This is a genomic window from Pseudomonas sp. PF05 (assembly GCF_056521845.1).
In genome coordinates, this window is sequence record NZ_JBWLPW010000029.1 from 37630 (window position 1) to 45321 (window position 7692).

At 60.6% G+C, this 7692-nt stretch carries 7 protein-coding genes; all 7 read left to right on the forward strand.

Features of this window, described 5'->3' with window-relative positions; all coding sequences use genetic code 11:
* Positions 1–105 precede the first annotated feature (105 nt).
* The 7 genes from AC09SL_RS28295 to thiO are packed head-to-tail and all read left to right on the forward strand — an operon-like array spanning position 106 to position 6893.
* Complete coding sequence (locus AC09SL_RS28295; RefSeq protein ID WP_058544085.1) at positions 106–579, forward strand: GspH/FimT family pseudopilin; 474 nt, start codon at positions 106–108, stop codon at positions 577–579.
* Positions 576–1037 (forward strand): type IV pilus modification protein PilV, encoded by a 462-nt coding sequence (gene pilV, locus AC09SL_RS28300; RefSeq protein WP_058544086.1) that lies wholly within the window; start codon positions 576–578, stop codon positions 1035–1037. Before AC09SL_RS28295 ends, pilV begins: the two co-directional genes overlap by 4 nt.
* Positions 1034–1750, forward strand: a complete 717-nt coding sequence (locus AC09SL_RS28305) for a PilW family protein (protein WP_058544087.1) — start codon at positions 1034–1036, stop codon at positions 1748–1750. Before pilV ends, AC09SL_RS28305 begins: the two co-directional genes overlap by 4 nt.
* A 20-nt stretch (positions 1751–1770) precedes the next feature.
* On the forward strand, positions 1771–2241 hold the full coding sequence (locus tag AC09SL_RS28310; protein ID WP_116643726.1) for a pilus assembly PilX family protein: 471 nt from the start codon (positions 1771–1773) through the stop codon (positions 2239–2241).
* The gene (locus tag AC09SL_RS28315) at positions 2228–5323 is read left to right on the forward strand and encodes a pilus assembly protein (RefSeq protein WP_058544089.1); all 3096 of its coding nucleotides are present in this window, start codon (positions 2228–2230) and stop codon (positions 5321–5323) included. The genes AC09SL_RS28310 and AC09SL_RS28315 overlap by 14 nt, the downstream gene beginning before the upstream one ends.
* 11 nt (positions 5324–5334) lie before the next feature.
* On the forward strand, positions 5335–5736 hold the full coding sequence (locus AC09SL_RS28320) for a type IV pilin protein (protein WP_058544090.1): 402 nt from the start codon (positions 5335–5337) through the stop codon (positions 5734–5736).
* Positions 5737–5792: 56 nt separating this feature from the next.
* Entirely contained in the window at positions 5793–6893 is a 1101-nt protein-coding gene (gene thiO / locus AC09SL_RS28325) for a glycine oxidase ThiO (RefSeq protein ID WP_058544092.1), read from the forward strand.
* The last annotated feature ends 799 nt before the right edge of the window (positions 6894–7692 follow it).

The window sequence follows — 7692 nt, forward strand, 5'->3', positions numbered from 1 at the left end:
GCGAGGGGATAAATCCCCTCGCCACAGATTGCAGCACCACGCGCAGGGCGGTGGTTTGTTCTAGCGTGTAGAAGCAGGTATAGCCAACGGCAACGGAGGGCATCGATGGATCTTCGTACAAAAGGTTTCACGCTGATCGAGGTGCTGGTGGCCCTTGGCGTGCTGCTGATCCTGATCACTATGGCGGTGCCGTCATTCACCGGCTCGCTGCAGAGCACCAAGGCCGATACCGAGATCGGCGACTTGCGCCGGGCGCTGAACTTTGCCCGTATGGAGGCAATCGACCGTGGTATCACCACGCGAATTCGCCCCACGGCCCAAGGCAGCGTCTGGAGCGGCGAACTGACGGTGTACGACAGTACTGGCACGCCGGCCAATGTATTGCGGGTTGTTCCAGCGATGGGCAGCGGCGCGACTCTGACGCTAACCTCAGAGGTGAGCAATATTGATTTCAACAACCTTGGCGGGTTGTCGGCACCGGCCACGCCGGTGAGTTTCAATTATGTACGAGGGGCGCAGAGCAGGACGCTGAGTGTTTGCCTCAATGGAAGAATCGTATTGGGTGGAAGTTGCGGATGAAGGGTTGCAGTAAAAGGGCGCAGGCCGGCATGACGTTGATCGAGGTGCTGGTGGCGGTGCTGATTCTCGGCGTCGGTTTGCTGGGGGCGGCGATGATCCAGCTCAATGCGCTCAAGTACACCGACAGTTCGCGCATGACCAGCCAGGCCAGTTTCATTGCCTACGACCTGCTGGACCGCATTCGAGCCAACTCCGGCGCCGACTACACCATCACACCGCCCAGCTCGCCGAACCTCAACGTGGCCCGGGACCAGGACCTCTACGATTTCAAGACCAATATCATTGCCTTCGGCGGCGCCACGGCCACTGGCACCATTGCGCTGAACCAGCGGGTCTACACCATCACCATTGCCTGGGACGACGCCCGGGCCGCCAACACCACCGACGCGACCGAGGCGCGGCGCAGCTTCGTGCTGACCAGCCGCGTCGCGGTCGACCCGGTGGGGACAACACCATGAACCGGCACAGTCGCGGTTTCGGCCTGATCGAGTTGATGATCGCGCTGGTGCTCAGCCTGATCGTCGTGCTGGGTGTCGTGCAGATTTTCATTGCCGCCAAAAACACCTATGTCAGTCAGAATGCCGCCGCGGTGATTCAGGAGGACGCGCGGTTTGCCTTGAGCAAAATGGTCCAGGAAATTCGCATGGTGGGCATGTTCGGTTGCCTGGCGACCATCATCGATGCTTCAACGGATAACAGTTTCGCTACCAGCCAGACCACGCCGATCCGTTGGGATAACGCCAACCGGAGGTTGACCCTGGTCACCGCGGACATTGGAAGTGGCGGTGGCGTGCCGACCTGGACCGTCGTTTCCGATTGCCGTACCTCGGCGACGGCCTACTCGAACGCAAGGGCGCCGGCGGCGGGGCAGTTGGCCTTCCCGATCCGTCGACTGGTCTACAGCTTCAACAACAACCAATTGCTGCTGGGCAGCGGCACCGCCAATCCGCCTACCCTGTCGGTGCTGGTGGACAACGTGCGGGCGTTCGACGTGACGTTTGGCGTGGCCGGCAGCGCCACGGATATCGCAGCGTCGAGCTACACCGGCAACCCGGCAGACCCGGCACTGATCCGCAGTGTGCGCCTGAGCCTGACGCTCTTTGATCCAAGGAACACGGTGCGCGAGCAGACCTTCAATGTGGTTGCCGCCTTGCGCAACCGGCTTCTATGAGGGGGCAATCGATGCGCTCGATGGGTCTCAAGCATCGCCAGCGTGGCATGGCCCTGCTGGTCAGCCTGGTTTTCCTGTTGCTGCTGACGTTGATCGGCCTGTCGTCGATGCAGAGCGCCACCCTCCAGGAAAAAATGACCAGCAGCGTCATGCAGCGCAACCAGTCGTTCCAGATTGCCGAAGCGGCGTTGAGAATCGGTGAGAGTGCGGTGCAGGTCGAGACCTATTCGCTGGCGGTCTGTACCACCACGATTCAATGCGCGCCACCGGCCGAGTCGGCGACCGTCACGGCGGCGGGGCGCAGTTCGTCGTCGGGGGTGCTCTGGGTTGCCGCTGCCGGTGGGTTTTATGGCGTGCAGAACATCGGTACTACGCTTGCGGCAGTCAATGTGCCGGTCAATACCTCGGCGACGCTGTACCGGATCACGGCGGTGGCGGTGGTGGGCAATAACCAGCGCAGCGTGGTGGAGAGTATCTATGCGAAGTACTAGGGGGCTGCTGGGGTCGTTGTGGGGGGCGTTGCTCAGTCTTTACCTGGCGGCGCCGGCCTATGCGTTCACGCCTTCGGATTCGCCCTTGCTGAGTGCGGGCGCGGTCACGCCGAACGTGATGCTGCTGATCGATGATTCGGGGAGCATGAATAACATTATCTGGGCGGCGGGGTTTGATCCGAATGTGTCCTGGCCGACTGTCTATACATGTGAGTCCACTACTAACTGCAACAGCATTGCCAGACTGAATATGGACGATGGCAATGTTTTGCTGGCGAGCCTGTCCCGAGGCGGTTGCTCCAAGGCGGGCAACTGGTATGGCTTTTATCGAAGCGATCTGGGAGAAGTCTGCCTGAGACTCCCCGATCCGGTGGGTAACGGGAATACTCGCTATACAGCCAAATACCTGTCTTATTTGCTGTCCTTGTCCAATGGGTCGAACCGAGACTTCACCACTGGCACGATACCCAATGACTATCGAATCAACGTGGCCCGGGATGTTTCCAATGACCTGGTCGCCAATAACCGCGCCCTGCGTATTGGCCTCGCCACCTTCAATCCGCCTAATTACAGCAACTCCGGCCCAGGGGGCTACATTGCCCGCGTCGTCAGCGACCTGTCGCCGGTCAGCGGCAGCGTGACCCAGACCCAGGCCAACAGCAACTACAGTGCCCTGATCAACGCGATCAACGGCCTGGGCGCAGTCGCCAATACACCATTGGCCGAAAGTTACTATGAAGTCACCCGCTATTTCCGGGGCATGGCGCCTTACTACAATGGCACACCAAGCTCTTACACCAGCCCGATCCAGTACCGCTGCCAGAAAAACTTCGGAGTGGTCATCACCGACGGTTTACCCACCTATGACCGGACGTTTCCCATCAACGACCCGCTGGGCTTGGCCCGTTTGCCGAACTGGGATGGCGTCAACAACGATGGTGCCGATCTCAATGGTGACGGCGAGGGCGACACGCTCTATCTGGATGACATCGCCAAGTTCGCCTTCGACATCGACATGCGTTCTACCGGTACCGATGCCACGGGCCAGAGCTGGGATTCCGCGGATTTCCGTCGACAGTACCTCAATACCTACACTGTGGGCTTTACCGCCAGCAACCCGATGTTGTCCGACGCCGCCCGCTACGGCGCAGGCAAGTATTACCAGGCGGCCGACAGCGAAGGCCTGAACTCAGCGTTGGCCTCTGCCCTGAGCGACATCACCTCCAAGGCCGGGTCCGGGGGCGCGGGCGCGACCAACGCCGCCACATTATCCAGCACCTCCAGTTACTACCAGACCACCTACGACCCCAAGGACTGGCGCGGCACCATCCGGGCGTTCGGTTTCACCGCGACAGGTACGGTCAACAAGGCAGCGGTGCAGTGGACCACCGACACCGCCATCGTGCCCGGCGCCACGGCACCAATTTACCAATCCTGGAACACAGCGACCAACGTGCCCGTGACCCTGGCCTACGGCAACTTTTCGCCGGCCCAGCAAACCAGCCTCAGCCAGAGCCTGCCCACGGGGATCACCGGCAACGACCTGGTGGGGTGGAGCAAGGGTGTCAATAAGACCGGCTTGAAGGTGCGCAATGTATTGCTGGGCGACATCATCAATTCGCCGCTGGTACTGGCATCGCCCAATGAGCAGACCGCTGCGGATTTGCTCAACGACACCAGCTACAGCACGTACCTGACGACCAAGGCGGCGAACATGAATACCAGCCTGGTGGTGAACGCCAACGACGGTTTTTTCAGCGTCATCAACAGTGCAAACGGTACCCGGCGCTATGCCTATATGCCGTCGAGCGTGCTGCCATCGTTGCAGAGCATTGCCGACACCACCTACGTCAATGGCGTGAGCCACAAGTTTTTAGTGGACGGACAGATCGGTGTATTCGATACGCAATCGGGGAGTGCCTGGAAGACAGTGGCCCTGGGTGGCACCGGTGCCGGGGGCAAGACGTTCTACGCGGTTCAGCTGTTCGATGCGACGGCGGGCAATGTGTTGCGGGCGTTGTGGGAAATCAGCGCGCCGACCATTGCCAACACCGCCAACGCCTTCAATGACCTGGGCTACGCCTACGCCCGCCCCGAAGTCGCCCGCCTGGCGGACGGGCGCTGGGCGGCATTCATCTCCAACGGCTACGGTAGCAACAGCGGTGTCGCCGCACTGTACGTGGTGGATATCCGCGACGGCTCGTTGATCAGGAAAATCGTCATCAACAGCAGCGAGACCGGTAATGGCTTGTCGTCGGTCAAGTTGCGGGTCAACTCCCAGAACGTGGTACAGGCGGCGTACGGTGGCGACTTGAAAGGGCGGATGTGGAAGTTTGACCTCAGCGGCACTTCCCCGACCGCCTGGGGCGTGGCGTTTTCCGGGCAGCCGTTGTTCACCGCGCCCGGTGGCGCGACTCAGCCGATCACCGTTCAACCGCTGCTGGCGGACAACCCGCAGGGCGGTACCCAGGTGTTTTTCGGCACCGGCAAGTTCAATGAAACGGCGGATAAACTCAACAAGGACCTGCAAGGGTTCTACTCGATCTGGGATGCTGCCGGCGGTGTCGGGCAAATCACCGTGTCGAGCCTGCAGGCCCAGTCGATCACGGGTGTGTTCTCAGGCAGCACGGGGCAGTTCGTGACCACCAGCCAGACCGACGTGGCTTATCCGACGAAAAAGGGTTGGTACCTGTCGTTGGTGTACAACAATGCGCTGACCGGGGAGCGGGTGATCAACCCGGCCAACCTGGTGCTTGGGCGCGTGGTCTTTACCACGGCTGCGGTGGACACCACCGACCCTTGCGCCAGCTTCGGTACTGGCAAACTGATCGAATTGGATGCGTTCAACGGTAAGATGCTCAACTATGCGGTGCTCGATACCAACGGTGACGGCACGCTCAACAGCTCCGACACGATCTCCAGCGGGGTGGTTTTCACGGGGGGTATCCCGACCTTGAGCGCCGTCGTCAGCGCCAGCGGGGCCACCAACATGATCGTCAACGACTCCAGCGGCAACATCACCGAGCTGTTGGAAAAATCCGTCGGTGGCAGCCGCCGCATCATGTGGCGGCAAATACAATGAAGAGGCAAGTCATGCGCAGATCCAACCGGGGTTTCACCTTGATCGAAATCATGATCGTGATTGCGATCATCGGTATCGTGATTACCATCGGCTATCCGAGCCTGACCGAATACATGAAGAAGGGCCGGCGTACGGAAATCGCCGGGCTGTTATCTGAGCAGGCGCAGATTCTCGAGCGCTACTACTCGAAGAATAACGTCTACACCAATGCGACCGGCCTGAGCGGCGGCAATGATTTCTATACCATTACCCAGACACTGACGGACCAGAGCTTCATCCTGACCGCTGTGCGCAAGAGTGGCTCGTCCATGGCCGCGGACAAATGCGGTGACTTCAAAATCACCAATACCGGGGTACGGAGCATAGAGAACGCCGCCGCCGGGCTGACCACCAAGGATTGTTGGGGCCGCTGAGTTTCTTTTATTCGGGCGCGGTCTTGCGCCCTCTGTCTTATGAGTCGAATCAGAACATGACCAGGCAACAGCAAGTGGTGATTGTCGGCGGCGGAGTCATTGGCCTGCTGACGGCGTTCAATCTGGCGTCCGAAGGGCAGCGCGTGGTGCTGCTGGACCGTTCCAGTGTCGGCCAGGAATCGTCCTGGGCTGGCGGCGGTATCGTGTCGCCGTTGTACCCCTGGCGCTACAGCCCGGCGGTCACGGCGCTGGCCCACTGGTCGCAGGATTTTTATCCACAGCTGGGCGAACGTTTGTTCGCCGCGACCGGGGTCGATCCGCAAGTGCATGTCACCGGTCTGTATTGGCTGGACCTGGACGATCAGGACGAAGCGCTGGCCTGGGCCGAACGGGAAGGGCGCCCGATGCGGGCTGTGGATATCTCGGCTGTCCACGATGCCGTGCCGGTGCTGGGCGCGGGTTTTTCCCGGGCGATCTACATGGCCGATGTGGCCAACGTGCGCAATCCCCGGTTGGTGAAATCCCTCAAGGCTGCCTTGCTGGCGATGCCGAACGTCACGCTTCATGAGCATTGCGAAGTCAGTGGGTTCATTCGCGACGGTGGGCAAGTGGTGGGCGTGCACAGTTCTGTTGGCGAAATTCGTGGCGACGAGGTGGTACTGGCCGCCGGGGCCTGGAGTGGCGAGTTGCTCAAGACCTTGGGCTTGAAGTTGCCGGTCGAGCCGGTCAAGGGCCAGATGATTCTGTACAAGTGCGCGTCGGATTTTCTGTCGAGCATGGTCCTGGCCAAGGGTCGTTACGCGATTCCGCGCCGTGATGGGCATATTCTGGTTGGCAGTACGCTGGAGCGCGAAGGCTTCGACAAGACCCCGACTGATGCTGCGCTGGAGAGCCTGAAGGCTTCGGCCCAGCAACTGATTCCGGCGCTGGCTGATGCTGAGGTGGTTGGGCATTGGGCTGGGTTGCGGCCTGGATCGCCTGAAGGCATTCCCTATATCGGCGAGGTGCCTGGGGTTGCCGGGTTGTGGTTGAACTGTGGGCATTATCGCAATGGGTTGGTGCTGGCGCCGGCGTCGTGTCAGTTGTTTACGGATTTGATGTTGGGGCGGGCGCCGGTGATTGATCCTGCGCCTTATGCGCCGGCGGGGCGCTTGTAAGAGCCGGTTTTTTCTGTGGGAGCGGGTTTGCTCGCGATGGCGGTGTGTTGATCGAGTACATATCCATTGCTGCGGTAACGGCCGCTTAGGGTTCCGCCCTGACGGCGGCTCACTTTTGAGAAACCCGGAAGCCGGCCCAGTCAAAAGTAAGCAAAACGCTCATGCCCCACCACTTGGCACCTCGCCTAGGCTCGGTGTGCCCTCACTCCGGCATTGCTCCGTGGGCCCACTGCGCAATGCCTGCGTTCGGCCATCGTGGTTAACGGGGCGCCGAGATCAACGTCCACGCCGAGGCGGCCTAGTAGCCGACCTGGCTCTCTCGGTCGTACATCCGTCAGATCTGTTTGAGCAGGACCTGTGGGAGCAAAGCTTGCTCGCGAGGCGTCCTTACAGCCGACCTGTCTCTTCCGGTCCTACTGCGATCCCATTGTGGGAGCGAGACTGCTCGCGAAGACGGCGGTATATCCCGCGCTGATACCAGCTGATCCACCGCCATCGCGAGCAAGCTTTGCTCCCACAGAGATTTGCAGTGGCCGCAAATGTGTAGATCGTCACCGACCCCGTGTGGGAGCGGGCTTGCTCGCGAAGACGGCGGTACATCCAAGGCTGATGTCAGCTGATCCGCCGCCATCGCGAGCAAGCTTTGCTCCCACAGGGATTTGCAGTGGCCGAAAATCTGTAGTTCGTTCCCGACCCAGTGTGGAAGCGGGTTTGCTCGCGAAGACGGCGGTATATCCAAGGCTGATGTCAGCTGATTCACCGCCATCGCGAGCAAGCTTTGCTCCCACAGGGATTTGCA